The following is a 25,142-nucleotide window of genomic DNA, read 5'->3' on the forward strand; positions in this document are numbered from 1 at the left end:
TAACAAGAAATATCTTCGCTGGCGCGTTTGACAATGCAGCGATATCAGTTGTACTGACTGCTTCAAGACTTCATTTCCTGGTGACATAGCCAAAAAAAACGGCTACCGAAGTAGCCGTTTTTCATCGATCAAGTCGATTAACGCTCGCCGTACGAGCGACGGGCGCCGTCGGTCGAGCGTGGGTTCGAACCTTTGTAGCCGCCGCCTTCGCCGCTGCGCGGTGCGTTCGGCTTGCTGAAGGTACGCTGGCCCGGCTTGGCTGCTGCCGCGCGGTTGTCGCCCGGCTTCCAGCCGCCTGGACGTGCTGCCGAACGCGGCGCCGAAGCGGTGCGCTTAGGCTCGAAGCCTTCGACCACATTCACCGGAATCAGTTGCTTGGTGAAGCGCTCGATCCGCTTGACGTTCATGCCTTCGGCATGGTTCACCAGCGAAATTGCCAGGCCGTTACGGCCGGCGCGACCGGTACGGCCGATGCGGTGGACGTAGTCTTCCGGGAACTTCGGCAGATCGTAGTTGAACACGTGGGTGATGTTCGGCACGTCGATACCGCGAGCGGCAACGTCGGTGGCAACCAGCACCTTGACCTGGCCGCGGCGCAGGCTGTCCAGCGTACGGTTACGCGCGCCCTGGTGCATGTCGCCATGCAGTGCGGCGGCCGAGAAACCGGCGATGTTCAGGCGGTCGGCGATGGTGTCGGCGTCGCGCTTGGTAGCGGTGAACACAACAGCCTGGTCGAGCGTCTCGTCGCGCAGCAGGTGATCGAGCAGGCGATTCTTGTGCGACAGGTCGTCGACGAAGTGAACGCGCTGCGAGATGTTGTCGTGGCGGCTAGACGAGCTGGCGATCTGAATGACCATCGGGTCCTTCGTGATGCGGCGCGCCATGTTGCCGACCATGCCGTCAAGCGTGGCCGAGAACAGCATCGTCTGGCGGTTCGCCGGCGTCGCTGCAATGATCTTCTCGATATCGTCGATGAAACCCATGTCGAGCATGCGGTCAGCTTCGTCGAGCACCAGCACTTCGAGTTCCGAGAAATCGATCTTGCCCGATTCCATGTGGTCGATCAGGCGGCCTGGGGTAGCGACCAGGATTTCCGGGTTGCGTGCCAGCAGTTGCATCTGTTTCGGGTAAGGCATGCCGCCCAGGATCGACACGGCCTTGATGCGGCGGATGCCGGTGCCGTATTTTTCGGTCGCGGCGGTCACTTGCAGTGCCAGCTCGCGGGTCGGGGTCAGCACCAGCATTTTCGGCTGGGCAGCCTTGAAACGTGGACGCTCGCCACGGGCGCGCGCCGACTGCGCTTCCTGGGCGGCGGTTTTGGCCGCAGGCGATTGCTCGGCCACAGCGAATTTGTGCAGCGCCGGCAGCATGAATGCCGCGGTCTTGCCGGAACCGGTCTGCGACGAGACCAGCAGGTCACGGCCTTCGATGGCCGCAGGTACAGCTTGCGCCTGGACAGGCGTAGGAATGGTGTAACCGGCTTCGGTTACTGCTTTGACGATCGATTCGTGTAGGCCTAATGCTTCAAAACTCATTGTTTTCTTTTCTTTCGGTAGAGATCAGCGCCCGAGCTGATGCTCAGAGCGCAATATAGCAACGCCAACCACAAACGAAATGACTCAGAAATGAAAGAAATTTCGGCACAAAAGCTTTGCGCCGGGACGGTGTCAGGTGCGACACACAAGGCGGGAGGGCTTTATTGAGGGGTATCGGATCGATACGCCCTGGGCTTGCGAAGCTGCGTGTTTACTTCTTGTAACTGCTTTAACTGCCATCGCCTGGACTTGCCGGCGAATCGTATTGCAGCGCACAAACGACACTATACAGTACTTTCACTGTGCGTGTGCGGCTATCTGCTGGCGTTCTTGATTCAGCGCAGCAATAAAAAAACGGACGGCATGCCGTCCGCTTGTGTCGTGCCAGGCGCTGGTCAGCCGGCGCGCTTGCGGGTCTTCGGCTCGGCAACCATGGTCTTGGCGCGCTTGCCGGTGACGCGGCTCTTGATTTCAGCGACGGCGTTTGCTGCACGTGCTTTCAGCTTCTGCGCGCCGCTCATCGGCTCGTTGCGCGAACTGCGCTTGCCGGCGCGCACGGTGCGTTCGGCTTCCAGGGCGAGCACGGCGTTGTCGACGATGTGCTCGGCGATGTCGGTGTTCGACGACGTCGAGATCTTCGGCACCAGGATGGTCGAGCCGGCCTTCACGCCGGACCGCGCCGGAATGTTGTTGGCCTGGCGGATGACATCGGGCGTGGTGCCGAAGCGCGACGCCAGGCTGGCGATGCTTTCCTTGGCGCCGGTGATCTTGTGCGTCGTCCAGGTCGACAGCTTGTTGCCCCAGGTCGCCAGGTTAGTGGTGAACTTGGCCGCGTTCTCTTTCGGCAGCAAAATCTTGGTCTGCTCGCCGCCGGTGATGACCGGGCGGTTGAACTGCGGGTTGAGCGCCTTGAACTCGTCGATCGACAGCTCGGCCAGCTGGGCCGCGATGGTCAGGTCGATGTCGCTGGTCTTGTCGACAGTGGTGAAATACGCCTGGTTGTCGATGGCCGGCAGCGCCACGCCGTACTGGGCCGGGTTGGCGATGATGTTCTTGACTGCCTGCAGCTTCGGCACGTAGTTGCGCGTCTCGGCCGGCATCAGTTCAGCCAGGCTTTCGAAATCGGTCGGCTTGCCGAGCGACTGGTTTTTCTTGATCGCCTTCTGGACGTTGCCTTCGCCCCAGTTGTAGGCGGCCAGCGCCAGTTGCCAGTCACCGAACATGCCGTACAGCTTTTGCAGGTAGGACAGGGCAGCATCGGTCGAGGCCAGCACGCCGCGGCGCTCGTCCTTGAACATGTTCTGCTTCAGGTTGTAGTCCTTGCCGGTACCCGGCACGAACTGCCACATGCCCGACGCGTTGGCGCTTGAATAGGCTTGCGGATTGAAGGCGGACTCGATGATCGGCAGCAGCGCCAGTTCGGTCGGCATGTTGCGCTTTTCGAGTTCCTGCACGATGTGGAACATGTAACGCGAGGCGCGCGCCGAGGTGCGGGCGATGTGATCGGGACGGGTGCTGTACCAGGTGACATGCTTGCTCACCAGCGCGTTGTCGATATCGGGAATGGCGTAGCCGCTGCGAATGCGGCCCCACACGTTCGATTCCTTCAGTTCGTCAGTCTTGAAGGCCGACAGCGCGGTCGCTGGCTTGGCCGCAACAGCGCCGTACGCCTGCGTTGGCGTTTCGGTCGAGTAATCGTTCGCCTGGGAAATGGCGGGGGCAAGCAAACATGCCAGTGCTGCCAACGAAACGGTGTTGCGGGTCAGGTTTTGCATAGGCTTCCATTGTGACGCCCGGTGTTTTGGACTGACGATGAATGAGTTCGGAGTGTACGGACCAGTTTACTGATCAGTCAAGCGTTTACTCAAACGAGTTACACAATTTATTGGCAACTTTTTCCGCCACTTATTTCAATTATATAAACAGAATTTGCCGGGAGTATGGACGTTTCTGCGCAGTACGGCGAGTGCATACACCGGGGGAGTATGTTCGCTATCTCTACTATATGAGCGGGCATCCCGGATGAGGCTTCTTGCGCTAATTCATCATTTGCGAGCTGGTAACTTGACCAATACCAAATTGCTAATATCTATGCCGACTTTTGGCTGATATATTTTGATGCTGGACATTGTCGAACTGATCACGTATTCGGCGCCGGTAGCAGCTGGCGGCGCCGTTGCCGTACAATTTGCGTATGGCGCGATGCGCCGCTAACCTGAAAGCACCACCATGAGCACCGCTAATATCAACGCCGACGACGACCAGATCATCGCCGCTACCGAAAACTGGCTGGAAAAAGCCGTCATCGGCCTGAACCTGTGTCCGTTTGCCAAAGCCGTGCATGTCAAAAAGCAGGTGCGTTACGTCGTCTCCAGCGCCACCACGCCGGAAGCCTTGCTCGAGCAACTGATGGAAGAGCTGCAAAACCTGTCCGACACCGAGCCGGAAGAGATCGACACGACCTTGCTGATCCATCCGTTCGTGCTGACCGATTTCCTTGACTACAACGAGTTCCTCGACGTTGCCGACGCCGCCGTGGAAGACATGCAGCTCGACGGCGAGATCCAGGTCGCCAGCTTCCACCCGCAGTACCAGTTTGCCGATAGCGACATCAACGACATCGCCAACTACACCAACCGGGCGCCGTATCCGATCCTGCACCTGCTGCGCGAGGAGAGCATCGACCGCGCGGTCGAGGCGTTCCCCGAAGCGGAGCAGATCTTCGAGAAAAACATGGAAACGATGGAAAAGCTGGGCCATGAAGGCTGGGACGCGCTCGATGTCGGTCCCGCCAGGTGAGCTGATGGCCGCCGCGCCAGGTCGGCCGGACACGCCCTGTGTCGCGGTCTGCTCGACCACGTTCGACGAGGTGTGCCGCGGTTGCGGACGCACCGTCGTCGAGGTGGCGCACTGGGTGTCGATGAGCGAGCTGCAGAAGGAACTCGTGTGGCAGCGCATCCTGTCGCAGGGCTACCCGCGCAGGAACAAGTAAAACAAGTAAGCGACCAGGGCGAATCGCCCCTTAAAAACTGCCGATGAAATCCTTCTTGCCCACTTCCACGCCGTTATGGCGCAGGATGTCGTACGCCGTCGTCGAATGGAAGAAGAAGTGCGGCAGCGCGTAGTGCATCAGGTAGACCTGGCCTTTCCACTGCTTGGCCTTTTCGCCGCTGCCGGTGGTGATGTCGCGCTGCGCGCTCGCTTCGATGCCGTCCTGCGCCAAGCTGTCGATGAACGCGACCGTCCTGGCGATGCGCTCCTTTAAGTCGGCAAACGACTGCTCGGTGTCTTCATACTTCGGCACCTCGGCGCCGGCCAGCCGCGCCGCCGCGCCCTTGGCGAAGTCGGCCGCGACCTGGATCTGGCGGATGAACGGGAACATGTCGGGAAACAGGCGTGCCTGCAGCAGCGCGGCCGGCTCGATCTTCTTCTCGGCGGCGTGCGCTTCGGCCTTGTCGATGATCGCCGCCAGGCTGTTGAGAATTTGTTTGAAAACCGGCACCGATGCCGAGTACATAGAAAACGTCATGAGGATCCCCCTGAGAAAAGTGCAGCGATCATAGCAAGGTGGGGCCATTCCTGCTCGTCGGGCCGATATTGTCGCCGTGTCTCGCTTTCGCCCATGACCCGCGCTAGTTGGTGACTTGGCAGTTAATATGCTTGATAATTACAATCAAGAAATTTTCTGAGCTGTAACTAACCCGTTCAAAGGCCCTGGCGTGATGTCGGGATGATGCGTGCCCATGTTTGAGTTTCAACTGAATGCTTAAAGCGGCCTTTCGCCGATTGCCCGCCAGGCTAGGCCAGCTGTACGGATTGTCTTCTATCTACGGGGCGCTGCTGCTGGTGGTAGTGGGCGGCCTGGTGCTGCCCGCCACGGTGGGCAGCTACCTGCTGATCGGCGTGCAGGAAAAGAAGGCCGCCCGCAGCAAGCTCGACGACGCGCTGCAGCGCAACGCCGACATCCTCGCGCTCGGCATGCAGGAGTCGCTGTGGAACATGAACGCCGAATCGGCCCGCTCGCTCGGCGAGTCGGTCATGCGCGACCCGGCGGTGCTGCTCATTAAAGTGACCGGCCAGGCCGATCCCGGCTTCATGTCGATCCGCTCGCCGCGGCCGGCCGAAGGCACCGTCTACCACACCGTGCGCGACATCCTCGTGCGCGGCGAGCGCATCGGCACCGTCGAAGTCGAGATGGACGACGTGCGCAGCCGGCAGGAACTGCTGCGCAAGCAATCGAACTACGCGCTGGTGCTGGCCGGCCAGCTGGCCATCTCGCTGCTGCTGATCGTCCTGTTCCTCAACAAGCGCCTGCTGTCGCCATTGCGCACGCTGACCGGCTTTTCCGACCGCCTCTCGCGCGGCGACTTCGAAACCCCGCTCGAACTGCACGGCAGCGACGAACTGGGACGCCTGAGCAGCCAGATGGAGCAGATGCGGGTGGCGATTCGCCACCTGTTCGAAGACATCGGCCGGCGCGAGGAGCGCTTTCGCACCATCGTCACGCAGGTGCCGGGCGCGGTGTTTCGCGTGCGTCCGGACGGCGTCATCGATTTCGTCAGCGACGCCATCGCCGACATCAGCGGCTATCCGGCGGCGTGGGTCATGCGCGGCAGCGTCGAGGCGTGGACCGACCTGATCGCGCCGGACGACCGCCGCATGCAGCGCCGCGTCGTGCGCGAGGCGATCGCCGCCGGCCTGCCGTACCAGGTCGAGTACCGCATCATCGACGCGCTCGGCACCGAGCGCTGGGTCGACGAAAAGGGCCAGCCGCTGGTCGGCCCGGACGGCGCCGTGCTGTGGATCGACGGTATCCTGTCGGACATCAGCGAGCGCAAACACGACCAGGTGCGCATCGAGGGCCTGCTCGCCGAGCAGAGCGCCATTCTCGACAACGTGATGTTCGGCGTGATGTTCCTGCGCCGGCGCCGCGTGGTGTCGGTCAACCGCCGCTGCGAGGAGCTGTTCGGCTACACAAGCGGCCAGCTGACCGGCGCCTCGATGGCGTTGCTGTTTACGTCGGAGCAGGAGTTCGAGGAGTCGGGCAGCCATCAGTACGCCACGCTGGCCGACGGCAAATACTTCACCGAGGAGCGCCAGTACCTGCGCAGCGACGGCAGCACCGTCTGGTGCCTGGCCAGCGGCTACGCGCTCGACCCGCAGCGCCCGGAGGACGGCAGCATCTGGGTGTTCGCCGACGTCACCGAGCGCAAGCTGGCCGAGGAAAAGCTGCGCCTGTCGGCCACCGTGCTCGAACACATCGCCGACGGCGTGATGGTCATCGACGTCAACGGCCGCATCGTCGCCATCAATCCGGCCTTTACCCAGATCACCGGCTACATCGAGATCGAGGCGATCGGCCAGGATTCGATGCTGACGCGTTCGTCGCGCCACGACATCTCGTTCTACCTCGAGATGTGGGAAGACCTGCGCGAAAACGGTTTCTGGCGCGGCGAAGTGTGGAACATGCGCAAGAACGGCGAGTTGTACCTGGAGTGGCTGACCGTCTCCGCGGTGCGCGACAACCACGGCGAAATCACCCATTACGTGGCCGTCTTCAGCGACATCACCAAGGTCAAGGAATCGCAGGACAAGCTCGATCACATGGCCCACCACGATCCGCTGACGGCGCTGCCGAACCGGCTGCTGTTTCACGACCGCCTGCAGCACGCGCTGCAGCGCGCCGGGCGCGACAAGGAGCAGCTGGCGATCCTGTTCATCGACCTGGACCGCTTCAAGAACGTCAACGACACGCTCGGCCACCACGTCGGCGACGAGCTGCTCAAGCAGGTAGCCATTGCGCTGGCCGGCGAGCTGCGCGAAGGCGACACCTTGGCGCGCCTGGGCGGCGACGAATTCATCGTCCTGCTCGAAAACATCGACGGCCAGGCCGGCGCCGGCCACGTCGCCGGCAAGCTCGTGTCGATGTTCGAGCAGCCGTTCATGGTCGCCGACTACGAGCTGTTCGTCACCGGCAGCGTCGGCATCAGCGTCTATCCGCAGGACGCCACCGACCTGAACATGCTGATCCGGAACGCCGACGTGGCGATGTACCAGGCCAAGGCGCGCGGGCGCAACGGCTTCCAGTTCTACGCGCCGTCGATGACCGGCGAAGGCGTCGAGCGGCTGCGCCTGGAGACGATGCTGCGCCGCTCGATCGAGAAGGACGAGATCTTCCTCAATTACCAGCCGCAGGTCGAAGTCGACAGCGGTCGCCTGATCGGCGTCGAGGCGCTGGTGCGCTGGGACAATCCGGAACTGGGCCTGGTGGCGCCGGTGCGCTTCATCCCGCTGGCCGAGGACACCGGCTTCATCAACCAGCTCGGCAAGTGGGTGCTGTACGAATCGTGCCGCCAGATGATCCGCTGGCAGGACGCCGGCCTGTACGTGCCGAAGATCGCCGTCAACCTGTCGGTCAAGCAGTTCGAGCGCGGCAGCATCGTCTGCATGGTCGCCGAGATTTTGAAGGAGACCGGGCTCGAACCGCACCGCCTGCAGCTCGAAGTGACCGAGTCGGTGATCATGAATACCGGCGACGCGCTGGTGTTCATCAACGACCTGCACGCGATCGGCGTCGGCCTCGCGATCGACGATTTCGGCACCGGATATTCGTCGCTGGCCTACCTCAAGCAGCTGCCGGTGCAGACGCTGAAGATCGACCGCAGCTTCATCAAGGACATCTCGACCGACAGCAACGACGAGGCGATCGCCATCGCCATCATCCAGCTTGGCAAGAGCCTGAACCTGTCGGTCATCGCCGAAGGCGTCGAGACGGAGGACCAGGCGGCCTTCCTGCTGCGCCACGGCTGCAACCAGGCGCAGGGCTACCTGTACAGTCGGCCCGAGCTGGCCAGCGTCATCCTGGAGCGCTGGCGCTGATGACCGGCCGCGCCGCAAAGCTGTCGCGCCGTCGCTTCCTGCTCGGCGGCCTGGCCGGCGGCGCCGCGCTGGTGGTCGGCTGGGGCTTCATGCCGCTGCGTCAGCGCCTGTACAGCGCGCGGCCGCTGCCCGTTAAAGACGGCGCCGTCGCGCTCAATGGCTGGGTCGCGATCGGCACCAACGGCAGCGTGTCGGTGGTGGTGCCGCGCAGCGAGATGGGGCAGGGCGTGCACACCGCGCTGCCGATGCTGCTGGCCGAAGAACTCGACGTGCCGCTGTCGATGGTGCGTGTGGTGCAGGCGCCGATCGACAAGATCTTTTCCAACGTGGCGATGCTGCGCGACGTGCTGCCGTTCCACCCGGACGAACGTGGCAGCACCCGCGACGGCGCCCAGTGGATGCTCGGTAAAGTGTCGCGCGAACTGGGCATCATGTTTACCGGCGGCTCGACCAGCGTCAAGGATGCGTGGGGGCCGATGCGCGAAGCCGGCGCCGCGGCGCGCGCGATGCTGGTGGCCGCCGCCGCCGCCGAATGGCGCGTGCCGGCCGCGGAGTGCCGCACCGACGCCGGCTTTGTCATCCACGCGTCCGGCAAGCGCGCCTCGTACGCCAGCCTGGCCAAGGCGGCCGGCGAGGGCGCGCGCATCGAAGCGGCCGACGTGCGCCTGAAGCAGCCGAAGGATTTCAAGCTGATCGGCACCGCGCAGCCGCGGCGCGATTCGCAATCGAAGGTCGACGGCAGCGCCACGTTCGGCATCGACGCACGCCCGCCTGGTTTGCTGTACGCCGCCGTGCGGATGTCGCCGGTGATCGGCGGGCGTGTGGCCTCGTATGATGCCGCCGCCGTCATGCAGCGCCAGGGCGTGATCGGCGTGGTCGATTTTTCGGCGGCGCTCGGCAAGCGCAGCGGCGCCGGCGCCGGCATGGCGGTGATCGCGACGACCTGGTGGGCGGCCAAGCAGGCCGCCGCGGCGCTGACCATCGTGTGGGACGACGGCGACGCTGCCAGGCTGTCGAGCGCCGCCATCTTCAAGGACTTCGCCGAGCGGCTCGACGACGACGCCGGCTGGGTGTATCACCAGTCGGGCAACCAGGATGGCGCGAAGGGCGCCGCCAGGACTGTGCGCGCCGAATACCGCGCGCCGTTCCTGGCGCATGCGACGATGGAGCCGGTCAACTGCACCGCCCAGGTCAGCGACGGCAAGGCGCAGCTGTGGGCGTCGACGCAGGTGCCGAGCATCGCCGTCGACATCGCCGCCAAGGTGGCCGGCGTCGGGCGCGAATACGTATCGATCGACGTCATGCTGATCGGCGGGGGCTTTGGCCGCCGGCTCGAAATCGACATGGTGGCGCAGGCGGTGGCGGTGGCGGCAAGCACCAGCGCCGCCGGCCGGCCGGTGCAGCTGATCTGGTCGCGCGAGGACGACATGACGCACGACGTCTATCGCCCGGCGGCGCTGGCTCGCTTTGCCGGCAGCCTGGACGCGGCCGGCCGCATCGTCGCCTACGACAACAAGTCGGTCAGCGGATCGATCGGCCACCAGTACTTCCCGCGCACACTCGGTTTGCCCGGCTTCGGGCCGGACAAGACCACCGCCGAAGGCGAGTACGACATGCAGTACGAGATCGCCAACCAGCGCGTGGCGCACGTGATCGCCGACAGCGTTGTGCCGATCGGCTACTGGCGCTCGGTCGGCCATTCGCACAACGCGTTTTTCAAGGAAAGCTTCATCGACGAGCTGGCGCATGCCGCCGGCCAGGACGGCGCCGCATTCCGCCGCGCCCTGCTGGCCAAGCGCCCGCGCCACCTGGCGGTGCTCGATGCCGCGCTGGCCGCTGCCGGCAGCGCGCCGGCCGGACGCGCGCATGGCGTTGCGGTACACCAGTCGTTCGGCAGCATCGTCGCCCAGGTGGCCGAAGTGTCGATCGAGGGAATGGATATCCGCGTGCACCGGGTGGTGTGCGCGATCGACTGCGGCATCGCCGTCAACCCGAACATCATCCGGCAGCAGATGGAGTCGGCGGTGCTGTTTGGCTTGTCGGCCGCGCTGTCCGGGGAGATCACCATCAAGGATGGCCGCGTCGAGCAGACCAATTTTCACGATTACCGTGTGCTGAGGATGGCGCAGGCGCCGCAGGTGGAGACGATCATCATCGCCAGCGCCGAGCCGCCGGAAGGCGTGGGCGAGCCGGGCACGCCGCCGATCGCGCCGGCGGTGGCGAATGCGCTGTTCGTGCTGACCGGGCAGCGGCTGCGCAGCCTGCCGTTGCGGCTGGCGTAATCTTTACGAAGCCAGCAGCAGGGCGCGCAGGTTGCACTCGCGCTGCCAGCGGCGCCGTTCCTCGGAGCTGGCCGACAGGCGTTCGAGTTCCTCGCCGGTGTGCGCCACTTGCGCCGCCAGCAGCCGTTCGGCCAGCGAGGCATCCGGCAGCACGGTGCCGAAGAACGCGACGGTATCTCCGCGCTGAACTAGCAGGGTAGGGAAGTTCTCGACATCGAGCTCGCCGACGACGTCGGCCTGGTCTTCGATGTCGACCCAGACGAAGTGCTTGTCCGGGTGGCGCGCGGCCAATTGTTCGAACGTGGCGCGGTAAGTGGTGCACGTGCCGCACCAGCCGGCGCACAGGCAGGCCACCGTCCAGCGGTCGCCGGCGAGCGCCGCGGCGATGGCGGTGCGGTTGTCGTTGTCGAGAGTGAGGCTAAGCATGAGTGGCATTCTACATCGGCCGCGAATTGTTCATCGATCCAGCGCAGCTGACATCGAGCGCGCCTTCGTTGCCAAGCATCGAGACTTGCTCGATCAGCGCGCGCATCTTTGGCTGGTGTTGGGCGCGCATGGGGAAGTAGAGGAACAGGCCCGACGTCTCCGGGACGAACTGGGTCAACACCCGTACCAAGGCTCCGCTGCGCACTTGTGCTTCGGTTTCGAGGTCTGGAAGGTAAGCCAGTCCCAGGCCCTGGCGGGCCCACTCGGCGAGCATTTGCGTATCGTTGGCGGTGAGGAGCGCGTCCGTGTCGAGCAGCAGCTCGCCGTCGGGGCCGACCAGCCGCCACGGCGGCAGGCGGGTTGAGGTGGAGAAGCGGTAGCGCAGCGTTTAATGGCGCAGCAAGTCGGCTGGCCGCTCCGGCATGCCCCATTGCTCGAAGTAGCCGGGCGCCGACACGATCGACCATGACAGTGGCCGGCTGAGGCGGATCGCCACCATATCCAGTGCGATCGACTGTCCCAGCCGGATGCCGGCGTCGTACCCTTGCTCAATCACGTCGACCAGGCCATCGTCGAGCGACAGGTCGATGGTGATGTCGGGATAGGCTGCCCGCATGCGCGGCACCAGAGAGCGGGCCAACAGAAAGCCGAAGCTGCGCGGCGCCGTGAGCCGCAGATGACCGGCCGGCCAGCTCTGGAAGCGCGCGAGCTCGCTGAACGCATCGTCGATCTGGCCAACTGCCGGCTTGAGGGCAGCCAGCAGGCTGTTGCCGGCATCTGTCATCGATACGCTGCGGGTCGTTCGGACAAATAGCGCGACCCCGTGCTTTTTCTCCAGCGCGCGCACCCCCTTGCTGACCGCGGTCGGGGTGATGTCCAGCCGCCTGGCGGCCTGCGTAAAGCTACGCTCATTGGCCACTGCCAGGAAAAGTCGAATCAGATCGAGCGAACTCATATCAGCTTACTTTAAACCGTTGGTTCATAAAGCATGTCCACTGGGGTAGTTTTTCTTCATGATGTGCGACTCTACACTACCTTCTCACATCGAGGAGGTTGACATGAACGAACTACCCCAAGCCATTGCAGGCTACGTCGAGGCGGCGAACGCCCGTGCGCCAGAACGCCTTGCCGCTTGCTTCAACGCTGACGGCACGCTCTTCGACGAAGGAAACGTGCGGCGCGGCCGTGCCGAAATCGAAGCGTGGGCCCGGCACACCGGCGATCTCTATCAGTCCACGATCGAGCCTTCCGGCCTGGAAGAAGCCGACGGCAGGCAGAAGTTGAAAGCCACTGTTAGCGGACAATTCCCCGGCAGTCCGATTACGCTGCACTTCCACTTTCTGCTCGAGTCGGGGCGCATCCAATCGCTGGAGATCAAGCCATGAACGCTTATCCATTCAAGGGCAAGCACGCGCTCGTGACCGGGGGCACCAAGGGCATGGGCGAGGCGATTGTCCGAAGTCTGGTGCGCTCGGGCGCGACCGTGATCACGACGGCGCGCAGCCTGCCGATGGAGCCACTTGCGGGAGTGCGCTATGTCGAAGCGGACGTGGCGAGTGCGGACGGTACGGAACGCGTCGCCGACGTCGTGAAACGCGAATTCGGCCATGTCGATTTCCTGGTCAACAATGTAGGCGGTTCGTCGGCGCCCGGCGGTGGAGCCCTGGCGCTGACCGATGCCATGTGGGATGCGGCGATTCAGGTCAACCTGATGTCGGCCGTGCGGCTCGACCGCGCATTGCTGCCGGCCATGGTCGAAAGAGGCGCCGGCGCAATCGTCCACATCACGTCGATCCAGCGGCGCCTGCCCTTGTTCGAATCGACCGTCGCTTATGCCGCTGCCAAGGCCGCGCTTGCCAATTACAGCAAATCGCTGGCCAATGAGTTCGGCCCGCGCGGCGTCCGCGTCAACAGCGTCGCACCGGGCTTCATCGAAACCACTGCCGCGCAGGCGCTCGTCAAGCGGATGGCGGAGCATCGGCAAAGCAGCGAAGACGACGCCAGGCAAGTACTGATGGCGTCCCTGGGCGGCATCCCGATCGGCCGTCCGGGGACGCCCGAGGAGGTCGCCGAGCTGGTGGCCTTTCTCCTGTCGCCGCTGGCCGCATCGATCCACGGCGCCGAGTTCGTGATTGATGGCGAGACCATCCCGACTGTCTAGCCCAATGATCTCAAACCGGGTATTTCCGATGCTTCGATTCTGCCTCGCATCAACCCGCGATGGTAGTGCGGACGGCAAGACCGGGCCGGTTCGATCGAGCTCACCCGGAGTAGACGTATTCTTGTTCAAGGCATCGGCGTTTCCTGGAAAACAGGGTCAGACCCCATTGTTATTCGTCGAAAGGCAGCGGAGTCCGAAGAACGAACGGGTCTGACCCCATTTTCTACCGGTACTGACCCGTGGCCAAGTTAGGGCATACTGGCTAGCGAGGCGGTTATGATCGCAACTTGCACGTCGAGCGGAGATTAATATGGGGCATGGCTATTTACAGGCAATTGTCGCGTTACCGGTCAGTTTGCGACAACGCCGTCTATCGAAACAGAGGCCTCCAATGGAAGCAATCGAATTCGTGCGACGGATAGTCGCGGCGGGAGGAGATGAGGAGGCAGCTTGGCTAGTTCATGCTGAACTGGCAGGCTGGATCAATGTTGCCGGTTTTTCGCCATATCCGGAAGATAAACTGGACTGGGTTTATGGCATTGCAGAAGAGGAGCTAGACGAGGACTTGATCCTTGAAATGCTGCGTAAGCTGAAGATTAAACTTCCAACAAGTGAAGCCCTTTTGGCGCTTGGCCCAATCAACACTCCGATTGAAATTGCACACCTAGTGCGGCGCGCGCGTACGGATATGTGTCCGACAAAAGGATGACAATGAAAATTCGACAATACACTCAGATCATTCAGGGTGCCATTAGTAGGCATGGGTATCACCCTTTGCGGATTTCTAGTTAATATGGCTGGTTGGTATCTGTTTGATTCTACTATCGTTGCGTTGTCTGGCTTCATTTTGGGAGTCTTGGGAATCACACTGGGATTTGTCGGGATAGCTATTGGGCAATATGCGGTTTTTCGGGACATATTTCACCAGAACAAACACGACTAAGGTTTGTCTTAATCCGCCCCTTGCCTGGGCAAAACGGACTTCCGCGCAGACGGAAATCCGTACCACGTCTGATCACGGGTGGTAGGGGCGTCTCCTGCGCGGGAAGTCGGGTTCGCCAATGGGGGCACGACGACGACTCCCCAGTTCGCGGCGATACGGCCAGCGCTGACATTCGGGCAACGGCGGGACTGATGCAACCGGACCACGCCGGGTTAAAATGTAGGTATGCCTAAAATTCTCGCCATTGAAACCTCGTCCGAACTGGCATCCTGTGCGCTGCTGAGCGGCGATACGCTGCTGGCACGCTCCTCGTCTGGCGTGCGCACCCACTCGCAATCGATCCTGCCGATGGTGCAGGAACTGCTGGCCGAAGCCGGCATCGCCCTGCGCGACTGCGACGCCATCGCCTTCGGCTCCGGCCCCGGTTCGTTCACCGGCGTGCGCACCGCTTGCGGCATCGCCCAGGGCCTGGCCTACGGCGCCGGCCTGCCGGTGGTGCCGATCGTGACGCTGCCGGCCATGGCGCAGGCCTGCCGCGAACAGACCGGCGCCAACGAAGTGCTGGCGGTGCTCGACGCGCGCATGGGCGAAGTCTACTGGGCCCAGTACCGCTACGCCGATGGCTGGCACACAGTGTCGGAACCGGCGCTGTGCGCGCCAGGCGACGTGGCGCCGGTCGCCACTGCCGCGCCGCTGGCCGCCTGCGGCAACGGCTTTTCGGCCTACCCCGAAGCGTTTGCCGGTCGCGATTTCGCCGCCGCCGCATTGACCGACGTGATGCCGCACGCCAGCCAGGTGGCGCAACTGGCGCGCGTCGAACTGGCCGCGGGACGCACGGTCTCGCCGGCCGAGGCGCAGCCGCTTTACCTGCGCAACAAGATCGCCTTCACCAGCGCCGAGCGCGTGGTGATCAACGCCGCCAAGGCCGCCGCATGACGGCAGCGCAGCACATCGCCGCATTCGACCGCTTCGACTACGCGCCGATGACGGCGGCCGACCTGGACGAGGTGTACGCGCTCGAACTGACCGTTTATCCGCATCCGTGGAGCCGCGGTAATTTCGCCGATTCGCTCAACGCCGGCTACAACGCGTGGGTGCTGCGCGATCACGGCGAACTGGCCGGCTACTTCCTGCTGATGGCTGCCGTCGACGAGGCCCATCTGCTGAACGTGTCGGTCGCGGCCAATCGCCAGGGCCAGGGACTCGGCCTGTATTTGCTCGACAAGGTGGCCGCCTGCGCGCGCGGCCTCGGCGCCGGATCGGTGCTGCTGGAAGTGCGTCCATCGAACCTGCGCGCGCTGAAGATCTACCTGCGCTACGGCTTCGTCGAAATCGGGCGGCGCAAGGCATACTACCCGGCCCACAACGGACAACGCGAGGACGCCATCGTGATGAGGTTTGAACTATGAGCGGCATTTCCAACCGCAGCGCGGCCTTCCTGGCCGAGATGGGCATCACGCCGCTGTGGAGCGCGCGTGGCAGCGAGCCCGCACCCGAGGCTGTGATGGAGGCCCCCGCCGTAGTGGCCGCACCAGCGCCGGTACCCGCGCCGGCCGCGTACTCGCAGCCGATGCCGTCGCCGGCGCCGGCGCCAGGCAGCAAGATCGATTCGGCCTGGGGCGAATCGCCGCCGCCGCCACCGCCCACCGAAGAAGAAATCGCCCGCATGGACTGGCGCGCGCTGAACGCGGCGATCGGCGCGTGTGCGCGCTGCGGCTGCAAGGACGGCCGCAAGGCGGTGCTCGGCAACGGCGCCCGCGCGGCGGTGTGGATGGTCGCCGCCGGCGCCACTACTGCGGCCGACGAACAGGAACGCCAGCCGCTGGCGGGCGACCCCGGCAAGCTGCTGGCGAACATGCTGGCGGCGGTACAGCTCTCGCGCGACGAGAACGTGTATGTCACCAACCTGGTCAAGTGCCGTCCGGCGACGGCCACCGGCGGCGACCGAGCGCCTACTGCCGACGAGACGCTTGCGTGCCGGCCGTTCCTCGAGCGCGAGCTGGCGCTGTGCGGCGCCGGCACCGTGCTGACGATGGGCCAGATCGCCGCCAACGCCTTGCTCGGCAAGCCGCTGCAGGAGCCGCTGGCCGGCGCCCGCGGCAGCGTGCACCAGCTGAACGGCGTGCCGCTCGTCGCGACCTTGCACCCCGGCGAACTGCTGCGCCGCGGCGCCGACAAGGCGCTGGCGTGGGCCGACCTCTGCCTGGCGAAGTCCGCCAATGTCCGCACCGACTGACAACTACCAGGCGCAGTTCGCGCGCCGCTGGGGCCACCTGGCGCGACCGCACGTGCGCGCACTGGCCTGGCTGCTCGACGCACCAGGCTTGCTCGATCCTGACGACCCGCACTGGGAAGGAAAAATCGCCGCGCCGCAGTCAGTTATCGCCGGCGTGGGCGACTGGCTGGCGCAGCTGGACCGCGACCCCGCCGCGCTGGACGCGGCGCTTGGCGAAAAAGTCTACACGCGCCTCGGCCTGTACGCCGAAAAACTGATGGCGTTCTACTACCAGCAGCACGGCCAGCTGGTCGCCCACGGCCTGCAGGTGCGCGCTGCCCGCAACGACACGGTCGGCGAATTCGACTTCCTGCTCGACGCCGGTCCGGATGGCGTCGAACATATCGAATTCGCCACCAAGTTCTACCTGCTGGAAGGGGCGGCCGCGTCGCGCTTCGATACCTTTGTCGGTCCCAACCTGGCCGACAGCCTGGGCAAGAAGATGCGCAAGATCGTCGACAAGCAGCTGGTGCTGGCGTCCCATCCGGCGGCGCAGGCGCTGCTGCCGCGACCCGTGCTGCGCGCACGCGCGCTGGTCAAGGGGTGGCTGTTCTACCCGGCCGGCAGTGCCGCGCCGATGGACGGCATCGCGCAGCTGCACTGCCGCGGGTTCTGGTGTGCGCTGGCCGATGTCGGCGCGCTCGAGGAACAAGCGTGGGTGGTGCTGCCGCGCTTGCAGTGGCTGGCGCCATATCGAACCGAAGCCGGCGCCGACGCATTGACCTCGCACGCCTTGCAGGCCGCATTGGCGCTTGAATTCGAAACGGCAAAGGCGCCGGTGCTGGTGGCGGCGCTGCGCGAACAGGATGGGGCGATGGTGGAAACGGCGCGCGGCTTCGTGGTGCCGGACGACTGGCGCGCGCGTGCAGCGCAGCGCCAGGCTGGAAGCGCTTAACGCGCCTAGTGTTTGTGCTCGCCGATCAGCGCGAGCGAATCGTGGACGGCCTGGTTGGCGGCGTGCCGGCGCTTGATGGCCCACATGGTGCCTGCGACCGACAAACCAAACAGCACGATGATGACGTTCAGGTCGAGGTTCATCGAGATCATGATCGCGTACATCGCCAGCATCGTCAGGATCGACAGGTTCTCGTTGAAGTTCTGCACCGCGATCGAGTGGCCGGCGCTCATCAGGACGTGGCCGCGGTGCTGCAGCAGCGCGTTCATCGGCACGACGAAAAAGCCTGAAAGGATGCCGATCAGGATCAACAGCGGGTAGGCCAGGTTCACCGACGTCACCAGCGGCATGATCATGACGATGACGCCCATGGCGATACCGAGCGGGATCACGGTCAGCGATTTTTTCAGCGGGATGATGCGCGCCGACGCCGCCGCGCCGAGCGCGATGCCGACGGCGACGACGCCAACTAAAGTGGTGGCTTTTTCATACGGCAGGTTGAGCGACTTTTCGGCCCATTTCAGCACGATCAGCTGCAAGGTCGCGCCGGCGCCCCAGAACAGCGTCGTCACGGCCAGCGAAATCTGGCCCAGCTTGTCCTTCCACAGCGTCGCCGAGCATTCGGCAAAGTCGGCGATCAGCTTGATCGGGTTGCGCTCCGGCGGCGCGTACTTGGCGCCGGTGTCGGGGATGTACAGGTTGAACACGGTCGCCAGCAGGTACAGACCCATCACCACGCACAGCGCCGCCTCGGTCGGCGTGTCGATGCCGGTGTCGATCAGCGGCACGTCGAAGCCGAGCAGGAAAGTCGACGAGCGCGCGGCCACCAGCGAGCCGCCCATTACGGTGCCGAGGATGATCGAGGTCACCGTCAGGCCTTCGATCCAGCCGTTGGCGGCGACCAGTTTTTCAGGCGGCAGCAGCTCGGTGAGGATGCCGTACTTGGCCGGCGAATACACGGCCGCGCCGAAGCCAACCACGGCGTAGGCCAGCAGCGGGTGGACGAGGAAAAAAATGAGAATGCAGCCGAAGATCTTGATCAGGTTGGCGATGAACATCACCTTGCCTTTCGGCAGTGCATCGGCGAAGGCGCCGACGAACGCGGCCAGCAACACGTAGAACAGCACGAACGACAATTTCAGCAGCGGCGTCAGCGACGGCGGTGCATTCATCGCAGTTAGCAGGCTGATCGCCACAAAGAACAGGGCGTTGTCTGCCAGCGACGAAAAAAACTGCGCCGCCATAATGGTGTAAAAACCACGATTCATTCGAGTAGTTCTAAAGTCTGGTCTGGGTTGCTTTATACCATGAATGATCCGGAAGCCAAAGAAATCAGCAGTGCAGGCGGGGCTTCGTCCGGTAAAATACCTGCTTCATATCTTCTTCCCAATTTCCCCTATGCCAAGGCCGCTGAGCGCAACCATTCACCTCGATTCCATGCGGCACAATCTGGCGCGTGCGCGCGGCTGCGCGCCGGACGCGAAGGTGTGGGCGGTGGTCAAGGCGAACGCGTACGGCCACGGGCTCGAGCGTGGCCTGCGCGGCTTTGCCGACGCCGACGGCCTGGCGCTGATCGAAACCGAAAACGCGGTGCGCCTGCGCGAACTGGGCTGGACCAAGCCGATCATGCTGCTCGAAGGTTTTTTCGAGGCGGCCGACATTCCGCTGCTGCCGGAATATAACTTCAACAGCGCCATCCACTGCATCGAGCAGATCAAGATGCTCGAGTACACCCGGCTGACGAGTCCGATCGACGTGCACCTGAAAATGAACACCGGCATGAACCGGCTCGGCTTCATGCCGACCGAGTATGCCGCCGCGCACGCCCGGTTGCGGGCGATTCCCGGCATCCGCAACATCACCTTGATGACCCACTTTGCCAACGCCGACGAGCTCGAGCACCCGCTGCTGACGGTGCGCGAGCAGGTGCGCCGCTTTCAGATCGGCGCCGAGGGTCTGGCCGGCGAGCGCAGCCTGTCCAATTCGGGCGGCGTACTGCAGCAGGCCGAGCTGGCCGCCGAACTGTCGAACGACTGGGTGCGTCCCGGCGTGATGCTGTACGGCGGCACCCCCGGCGTGCGCACTGCCGACGATTACAAGCTGCGCCCGACGATGACGCTGGCCTCGGCCGTGATCGGCATCCAGCAGTTAGTGGCCGGCGACACGGTCGGCTACGGCAGCCGCTTCCAGGCGGCCGGCCCGACCACGGTCGGCGTGGTCGCCTGCGGTTACGCCGACGGCTATCCGCGCCACGCCCCGCACGGCACGCCGGTGCTGGTCGACGGCGTGCGCACCAGCCTGATCGGGCGCGTATCGATGGACATGATGACGGTCGACTTGGCGCCGATCCCGAATGCGCGCGTCGGCAGCACGGTGGTGCTGTGGGGCGACGGGCTGCCGATCGACGAAGTGGCGACGGCGGCCGGCACGATCGGCTATGAACTGATGTGCGCGCTGGCGCCGCGGGTGCGCGTGCACGAAGGCCCGATGGGCCAGCCGGCGTAAGCGATAACAGAACTACTTACCTTAACCCGACGCTGTCGGACGGATCATGGCCAAAGCAAAAACGAACTACACCTGCAGCGAATGCGGCGGCATCAGCAACAAATGGACCGGCCAGTGCCCGGCCTGCCATGCGTGGAACACGCTGGTCGAGACGGTGGTCGAAACACCGGGCGTGAACCGCCTGTCGAACCCGGTCCACCGCAGCTTGGCGCAGACCGCGCCGGTGCTGTCGCTGGCCGACATCGAGGCGGTCGACGTGCCGCGCTTCGGCACCGGCATCGAGGAATTCGACCGCGTGCTCGGCGGCGGCCTGGTGGCCGGCGGCGTGGTGCTGATCGGCGGCGACCCCGGCATCGGCAAGTCGACCTTGCTGCTGCAGGCGCTGGCGAACATCTCGCAATCGAAGAGCACGCTGTACGTCAGCGGCGAGGAGTCCGGCGCCCAGATCGCGCTGCGCGCGCGCCGCCTCGGCGTCGAGGCCACGTCGCTCAAGCTGCAGGCCGAAATCCAGCTCGAGAAAATTCTCGGCACGCTGGCCGACCTGAAGCCCGACGTGGCGGTCATCGACTCGATCCAGACGGTGTATTCCGACGCCCTCAGCTCGGCCCCCGGCTCGGTGGCGCAGGTGCGCGAATGCGCCGCCCAGCTGACCCGGGTCGCCAAGCAGACCGGCGTGACCATCATCCTGGTCGGCCACGTAACGAAAGAGGGCGCGCTGGCCGGCCCGCGCGTGCTCGAACACATCGTCGACACGGTGCTGTATTTCGAGGGCGACACCCAGTCGAGCTTTCGCCTGGTGCGCGCCATCAAGAACCGCTTCGGCGCCATCAACGAGCTCGGCGTTTTCGCCATGAGCGAGAAGGGGCTGAAGGGCGTGTCGAACCCGTCGGCGCTGTTCTTGTCGAGCCACGACAGCGCGGTGCCGGGCTCGGTGGTGATGGTGACGCAGGAAGGCACGCGCCCGCTGCTGGTGGAGATCCAGGCGCTGGTCGACACCAGCCACCTGCCGAATGCGCGCCGGCTGTCGGTCGGCCTCGAGCAGAACCGGCTGGCGATGCTGCTGGCGGTGCTGCACCGCCACGCCGGCATCGCCGCCTTCGACCAGGACGTGTTCATCAACGCGGTGGGGGGCGTCAAGATTACCGAGCCGGCGGCCGACCTGGCGGTGCTGCTGGCGATTAACTCGTCGATGCGCAACAAGGCCTTGCCGCGCGGACTGGTGGTGTTTGGCGAAGTCGGCCTGGCCGGCGAAATTCGCCCGGCGCCGCGCGGCCAGGAGCGCCTGCGCGAAGCGGCCAAGCTCGGTTTCTCGATCGCCATGATCCCGAAATCGAATGCGCCGAAGCAGAAGATCGAAGGCATGACGATCGTCGCCGTCGAACGTATCGACGAAGCGTTCAACAAGCTGCGCGAGCTTGACTGATGCCTAAGGGAAACCATGTTGCAGATATAATGTTGTCTAATATTGGCAGCTTATGGATTCCTCGTGTTTAACGAACAACGTACGTCGCCGCGCAAGGTATTGAAGGCCCGCGCGCTGGTCACTTTCGACGGCGCCGCGCCGCTCGCTGCGCGCACGGTCGATGTCGGCGGCAACGGCCTGTGCCTGACGTATCCACAGCCGATGCCAGTCGGCGAGTGCGCGCTCAGCTTCGAGGTGTCGCTGGAAGGCAAGCTGCACACGATCCGGACGCGCTCGAAGGCGCTGTACTGCATCTTCAGCAATGGCGAATACAAGATCGGCTTTCAGTTCCTCAGCCTCGACCTGGCGGCGATGACCTTGCTGGCAAAGTACATGCGCTGAGCAGCGCCGGCTGACGGGCCACCGCCCGATACGTCATCCTCGCGTGATCGTCACGCCTCGATCAAAAAACGGCGCCTTGGGCGCCGATTGTTGAGTTTGCTACTCGTGATACCGGTCCTGCAAGCGTTTGGACCCGCCGCGCACTTCAGACACTATCTCAAACAGGACCAGTCCGGCCATGCCGCCCAGCATGGCCATAATGAGGAAATCTAACATAAATTCCCGGCTCCTTTCCCTTGTGACGCCTCTTGAAATCTAGCAGGCATGCGTGTATTTACAAGGATCGGGCGGGCCTTTATTTTACAATCATGTCGGGCGACATCACCGCCTTCAGGTACAGGCTGTCCGGGTCTTTCGGGTCGCGCTGCGCGATCCACCACAGCGCGCCTTTCTTGATCTCCCACGGCTGCGGGCGGCCGGCGACGATCAGCGCGGCCGCCTGGCCCAGGGTCGGCTGGTGCCCCACGATCAACACCGGTTCCTTGCCATTGGGCCAGTTCGCCGCGCGCAGCACGTCGTGCGGGCCGGCGCCGGGCGCCAGTTCCGCCGCCATCTTGAACTTGCGCCCCAGCGGCGCCACCGTCTGCAAGGTGCGCAGGGCAGGGCTGACCAGGATCTTGCAGGCGTCCGGCAACTGCGCATCGAGCCAGTCGGCCATGCGCCGCGCCTGCTTCTGGCCCTTCGCCGTCAACACGCGCTCCATGTCCGGGTCGCCTTCTTCCGCTTCCGCATGCCGCCACAAGATCAGATCCATGCCGTTCTCCTATGCGTTACTGCCGTCTTTCAATCCAAGTAAATCCATCAGGTGACGCTGCGCCGAAAATTCGAGCTGCTTGCCGCGCGCCTTGCGCCGGTGATAGTGGCCGTTGGCGTCGAGCTCCCACGCGTTCGAGTTGTCTTTCAGGTAGGGGTTCAACCCTTCGGCGATGACGCGCCGCTTGAGCGCCTTGTCGAGCACCGGGAACGCCACCTCGACGCGGCGAAACAGGTTGCGCGTCATCCAGTCGGCGCTGGCCAGGTACACATCGTGCGCCAGGTCGTTGCGGAAATAGTAGATGCGGCTGTGCTCGAGAAAACGCCCGATCACCGAGCGTACCTTGATATTCTCCGACAGCCCCGGCACGCCCGGGCGCAGGATGCACGCGCCGCGCACGATCAGGTCGATCTTGACGCCGTCGGCCGAGGCCGCATACAGCGCGCGGACCACCGATTCGTCCACCAGCGCGTTGATCTTGACGATGATGCGCCCCGGCCGCCCCGACTTGGCCAGCCGCGCCTCGTTGCGGATCGCCTTGATGATCTCGGCCTGCAGCGCGAACGGCGCCAGCCACAGGTGGTTCAGCTTGTGCGGCTTGGTCAGGCTGGTCAGGTGGATGAACACCTCGTTGACGTCCTCGCCCATCTTCGGATTGGCCGTCAAGAGGCCAAAGTCGGTGTATAGCCTGGTGGTGGTCAGGTGATAGTTGCCGGTGCCGAGGTGGGCGTAGTATTGCAGGCCGTCGGGCTCGCGCCGGATCACCAGCGCCGCCTTGGCGTGCGTTTTCAGGCCGACCACGCCGTACACGACCTGGGCGCCGGCCTGCTCGAGCTTGTCGGCCCAGTTGATGTTGGCCTCCTCGTCGAAGCGCGCCATCAGCTCGACGATGACGGTCACTTCCTTGCCCGAGCGGGCCGCCGTCATCAACGCTTCCATCAGCTCAGAATTCATGCCGGTGCGATAGATCGTCTGCTTGATCGCCACCACGTGCGGGTCGCTGGCGGCCACGCAGATGAAATCGATCACCGTCTGGAACGACTGGAACGGGTGGTGCAGCAGAATGTCGTGCTTGCGGATCTGCTCGAAAATGCTGAGGTTGGCCGTCTTGGCCGGCATGCCGGCGATGAAAGGATCGAAGCGCAGGGCCGGCTGGCGCACTTCGTCGATCAGCTCGGCCAGGCGCACCAGGTTGACCGGGCCGTCGACCGCGTACAGTCGGCTCGGGTCGAGGCAGAACTGGGCCAGCAGAAAATCGGACAGCTCGGGCGGGCAGTTCTTCGCCACTTCCAGCCGCACCGAAGTGCCGAACTGGCGGCCTTGCAACTCGCCCTTGAGCGCGTGCCGCAGGTTTTTCACTTCGTCCTCGTCGACCCACAGGTCGCTGTCGCGGGTGACGCGGAACTGCGAGTAGGCGATCACGTCGCGTCCGGTAAACATGTCCTCGATGTGCGAGTGGATCACCGACGACAGCAGGCAGAAGGACGCGCCGCCGCCTTTGGCCAGGTGGTCGGGCAGGCGGATCACGCGCGGCAGTACGCGCGGCGCCTTGACGATGGCGATCGCGGTGCCGCGGCCGAACGCGTCCTTGCCGGACAGCGAGACGATGAAGTTGAGGCTCTTGTTGACCACCTGCGGGAACGGATGGGCCGGGTCGAGCCCGATCGGCGTCAGCAGCGGGCGCACTTCCTGCTCGAAATACTGCTTGACCCAGGCGCGCTGCGCTTCGTTGCGGTCGGTGTGACGCACCAGGTGCACGCCCTTGGCGCGCAGCTGCGGCAGCACTTCGGTGTTGAGGATGTCGTACTGGTGCTTGACGAGCGCGTGGCACTCGCGGCTGATGCGCCCGAGCGTGGCCTCGAGCGCCGGATCGTTGTGCAGCGCGCCTTGCGCCAGCAGGCTGGCGACGCGCACTTCGAAAAATTCGTCCAGATTGTTGCTCACGATGCACAGGTAACGCAGCCGCTCGAGCAGCGGCAGGCGCTTGTCCTCGGCCTGCGCCAGCACACGGCGGTTGAACTGGAGCTGCGACTCCTCGCGGTCCAGGAACACGGCGGCTTTCGGCGATTCTGCGTGCAGCGCGTTTTTTGTTGTCATCTTGGCTAGGGAGATCTCGATTATTACAGTTACTTTATCCTAATAAGGAATTGTGACAGTGGCATGACCGGACAGCGCAATCGTGCGCCATCAAACCCAGTTACGCCAGAGTATCACGCAGAAGAAACTCGAAATATTTCACGCTGGCGGCCCGTGTCATAAACGTGTCACAATTCCCGGATAGACTGCGCAGCAATCACCGCCACACCTCTTAAAGGAATTGACATGCGTATCAAACAGCTGCTCGCCTCGATGATCATCGGCACTTCCGCAATTCTGACCTCCAGCGCGACGCTGGCGGCCGACATGACCGGCGCAGGCGCAACCTTTCCCTATCCGATCTACGCCAAATGGGCGGAGATGTACAAGAAGAGCACCGGCAACGGCCTGAACTACCAGTCGGTCGGCTCCGGCGCCGGCATCAAGCAGATCAAGGCCAAGACGGTCGACTTTGGCGCCTCCGACATGCCGCTCAAGGCAGAAGAGCTGGCCGCCGAAGGCCTGGTCCAGTTCCCGGCCGTCATGGGCGGCGTGGTGATGGTGGTGAACCTGCCGGGCGTGACGCCTGGCCAGATGAAGCTGACCG

The 25,142-nt window shown here is 64.1% G+C and carries 22 protein-coding genes and 1 pseudogene; 15 read left to right on the forward strand and 8 right to left on the reverse strand.

The features are described from left to right. Positions 1-137: 137 nt before the first annotated feature. Positions 138-1,535: a DEAD/DEAH box helicase gene (locus CR105_RS21685; protein ID WP_099792098.1), complete on the reverse strand. Its 1,398-nt coding sequence runs from the start codon at positions 1,533-1,535 to the stop codon at positions 138-140. 395 nt (positions 1,536-1,930) lie between these two features. Beyond that, complete coding sequence (locus tag CR105_RS21690; RefSeq protein WP_099792100.1) at positions 1,931-3,310, reverse strand: transglycosylase SLT domain-containing protein; 1,380 nt, start codon at positions 3,308-3,310, stop codon at positions 1,931-1,933. Positions 3,311-3,764: 454 nt separating this feature from the next. On the opposite strand from CR105_RS21690, the gene CR105_RS21695 reads away from it, so the two are divergent. Then, positions 3,765-4,334: a DUF1415 domain-containing protein gene (locus tag CR105_RS21695; protein WP_099792102.1), complete on the forward strand. Its 570-nt coding sequence runs from the start codon at positions 3,765-3,767 to the stop codon at positions 4,332-4,334. Continuing rightward, complete coding sequence (locus tag CR105_RS21700; protein WP_099792104.1) at positions 4,315-4,527, forward strand: DUF1289 domain-containing protein; 213 nt, start codon at positions 4,315-4,317, stop codon at positions 4,525-4,527. Before CR105_RS21695 ends, CR105_RS21700 begins: the two co-directional genes overlap by 20 nt. 30 nt (positions 4,528-4,557) lie before the next feature. On the opposite strand, the gene CR105_RS21705 is transcribed toward CR105_RS21700, so the two are convergent. Beyond that, entirely contained in the window at positions 4,558-5,064 is a 507-nt protein-coding gene (locus tag CR105_RS21705) for a DUF1993 domain-containing protein (protein ID WP_099792106.1), read from the reverse strand. Positions 5,065-5,297: 233 nt separating this feature from the next. Here CR105_RS21705 and CR105_RS21710 point away from each other — a divergent pair, with 233 nt between their 5' ends. Continuing rightward, positions 5,298-8,414, forward strand: a complete 3,117-nt coding sequence (locus CR105_RS21710) for a bifunctional diguanylate cyclase/phosphodiesterase (protein WP_099792108.1) — start codon at positions 5,298-5,300, stop codon at positions 8,412-8,414. Further along, a complete protein-coding gene (locus CR105_RS21715; RefSeq protein WP_099792110.1) occupies positions 8,414-10,696 on the forward strand; it encodes a xanthine dehydrogenase family protein molybdopterin-binding subunit in 2,283 nt (760 codons plus the stop codon). The genes CR105_RS21710 and CR105_RS21715 overlap by 1 nt, the downstream gene beginning before the upstream one ends. A gap of 3 nt (positions 10,697-10,699) precedes the next feature. Here CR105_RS21715 and CR105_RS21720 read toward each other — a convergent pair whose 3' ends face one another. Together CR105_RS21720 and CR105_RS29060 are read right to left on the reverse strand one after the other, a co-directional pair. Beyond that, positions 10,700-11,122: a thioredoxin family protein gene (locus CR105_RS21720; RefSeq protein WP_099792147.1), complete on the reverse strand. Its 423-nt coding sequence runs from the start codon at positions 11,120-11,122 to the stop codon at positions 10,700-10,702. Between the two features lie 10 nt (positions 11,123-11,132). Continuing rightward, a pseudogene (locus CR105_RS29060) lies at positions 11,133-12,077 on the reverse strand (LysR family transcriptional regulator). Positions 12,078-12,180: 103 nt separating this feature from the next. Here CR105_RS29060 and CR105_RS21730 point away from each other — a divergent pair. The 7 genes from CR105_RS21730 to CR105_RS21755 all read left to right on the forward strand — a co-directional run bounded on the left by CR105_RS21730 (position 12,181) and on the right by CR105_RS21755 (position 17,396). Next, positions 12,181-12,507 carry a nuclear transport factor 2 family protein gene (locus CR105_RS21730; RefSeq protein ID WP_099792112.1) on the forward strand — a complete coding sequence of 109 codons (327 nt, stop codon included), beginning with the start codon at positions 12,181-12,183 and terminating at the stop codon, positions 12,505-12,507. Then, a complete protein-coding gene (locus tag CR105_RS21735) occupies positions 12,504-13,283 on the forward strand; it encodes an SDR family oxidoreductase (protein WP_099792114.1) in 780 nt (259 codons plus the stop codon). Before CR105_RS21730 ends, CR105_RS21735 begins: the two co-directional genes overlap by 4 nt. Before the next feature lie 391 nt (positions 13,284-13,674). Beyond that, a complete protein-coding gene (locus CR105_RS27940; RefSeq protein ID WP_131021761.1) occupies positions 13,675-13,992 on the forward strand; it encodes a hypothetical protein in 318 nt (105 codons plus the stop codon). A gap of 459 nt (positions 13,993-14,451) precedes the next feature. Continuing rightward, positions 14,452-15,162 carry a tRNA (adenosine(37)-N6)-threonylcarbamoyltransferase complex dimerization subunit type 1 TsaB gene (gene tsaB / locus CR105_RS21740; RefSeq protein WP_099792116.1) on the forward strand — a complete coding sequence of 237 codons (711 nt, stop codon included), beginning with the start codon at positions 14,452-14,454 and terminating at the stop codon, positions 15,160-15,162. Next, positions 15,159-15,635: a ribosomal protein S18-alanine N-acetyltransferase gene (gene rimI, locus CR105_RS21745; RefSeq protein WP_099792118.1), complete on the forward strand. Its 477-nt coding sequence runs from the start codon at positions 15,159-15,161 to the stop codon at positions 15,633-15,635. Before tsaB ends, rimI begins: the two co-directional genes overlap by 4 nt. After that, positions 15,632-16,462, forward strand: a complete 831-nt coding sequence (locus CR105_RS21750; RefSeq protein WP_099792120.1) for a uracil-DNA glycosylase — start codon at positions 15,632-15,634, stop codon at positions 16,460-16,462. The genes rimI and CR105_RS21750 overlap by 4 nt, the downstream gene beginning before the upstream one ends. Then, positions 16,446-17,396 (forward strand): DUF1853 family protein, encoded by a 951-nt coding sequence (locus CR105_RS21755; RefSeq protein ID WP_099792122.1) that lies wholly within the window; start codon positions 16,446-16,448, stop codon positions 17,394-17,396. The genes CR105_RS21750 and CR105_RS21755 overlap by 17 nt, the downstream gene beginning before the upstream one ends. 5 nt (positions 17,397-17,401) lie before the next feature. Here the strand turns inward: CR105_RS21755 and lplT are convergent, their stop codons facing one another. Further along, on the reverse strand, positions 17,402-18,664 hold the full coding sequence (lplT, locus tag CR105_RS21760; protein ID WP_099792124.1) for a lysophospholipid transporter LplT: 1,263 nt from the start codon (positions 18,662-18,664) through the stop codon (positions 17,402-17,404). 130 nt (positions 18,665-18,794) lie between these two features. Between lplT and alr the strand changes: the two genes are divergently transcribed. The 3 genes from alr to CR105_RS21775 all read left to right on the forward strand — a co-directional run bounded on the left by alr (position 18,795) and on the right by CR105_RS21775 (position 21,705). Next, complete coding sequence (gene alr / locus CR105_RS21765; protein ID WP_099792126.1) at positions 18,795-19,901, forward strand: alanine racemase; 1,107 nt, start codon at positions 18,795-18,797, stop codon at positions 19,899-19,901. Positions 19,902-19,947: 46 nt separating this feature from the next. Beyond that, positions 19,948-21,324: a DNA repair protein RadA gene (gene radA, locus CR105_RS21770; RefSeq protein ID WP_099792128.1), complete on the forward strand. Its 1,377-nt coding sequence runs from the start codon at positions 19,948-19,950 to the stop codon at positions 21,322-21,324. Positions 21,325-21,387: 63 nt separating this feature from the next. Continuing rightward, positions 21,388-21,705: a PilZ domain-containing protein gene (locus tag CR105_RS21775; protein ID WP_099792149.1), complete on the forward strand. Its 318-nt coding sequence runs from the start codon at positions 21,388-21,390 to the stop codon at positions 21,703-21,705. Positions 21,706-22,000: 295 nt separating this feature from the next. Here CR105_RS21775 and CR105_RS21780 read toward each other — a convergent pair whose 3' ends face one another. Next, positions 22,001-22,459 carry a SixA phosphatase family protein gene (locus CR105_RS21780; protein WP_099792130.1) on the reverse strand — a complete coding sequence of 153 codons (459 nt, stop codon included), beginning with the start codon at positions 22,457-22,459 and terminating at the stop codon, positions 22,001-22,003. A 9-nt stretch (positions 22,460-22,468) separates the two neighbouring features. Beyond that, entirely contained in the window at positions 22,469-24,556 is a 2,088-nt protein-coding gene (gene ppk1 / locus CR105_RS21785) for a polyphosphate kinase 1 (protein WP_099792132.1), read from the reverse strand. Between the two features lie 252 nt (positions 24,557-24,808). On the opposite strand from ppk1, the gene CR105_RS21790 reads away from it, so the two are divergent. Continuing rightward, positions 24,809-25,142: substrate-binding domain-containing protein (locus tag CR105_RS21790; RefSeq protein ID WP_370660699.1), on the forward strand; the 334-nt coding region annotated here is incomplete at its 3' end.

It is taken from the genome of Massilia eurypsychrophila (assembly GCF_002760655.1).
Lineage (GTDB): Bacteria > Pseudomonadota > Gammaproteobacteria > Burkholderiales > Burkholderiaceae_D > JAFCUW01.